At 54.4% G+C, this 509-nt stretch carries 1 pseudogene; it reads left to right on the forward strand.

The annotated features are described in order from the left end of the window. Positions 1-14: 14 nt before the first annotated feature. Positions 15-509, forward strand: a pseudogene (locus tag ACR0C6_RS22280) (phosphotransferase); the annotation flags it as partial.

The following is a 509-nucleotide window of genomic DNA, read 5'->3' on the forward strand; positions in this document are numbered from 1 at the left end:
GGCCTGTCCAACAATTGGACCTTTTAAAACAAGCCGGGGTCTGGCTGGATGCTTATCACCGCACGCAGATCGAAGAGCGGCGCATCTTTCAGCCCAAATACACGGTCTGTTACTATCAAGAGCTGGAAAAACAGATCACCGCAGGCACTGCAACCGTACCCGCACGGCAACTGTTTCTCGCCGGTATCCGACGGATCATCGAGCTGGCGCCACAGTTCGAAGGCCAGCAAACGATTTCGGCAATTCAGCACGGCGACTTTCACCTATCCAATCTGATACGAGACGACCAGCGGACACTCGGGCTTGACTTTTCCAGCGATCAAATGGCGCCGGTCGGACATGACATTTCCAAGGTCTTGCTAGATTTCACCACCCTGACCCGTTCCGCAAACGAGGTGGGGCCCGGCCGAGTCGTTCCCGACGATGTCACCTCAGCTTTTTTCGAAGGGTATAAACTGGTCGGTCCAAATGATCCCAGCCTGGCTTTTCTTCTTTATCCACGCGTCTTG

The sequence above is a fragment of the Ruegeria sp. AL12 genome (assembly GCF_056540885.1).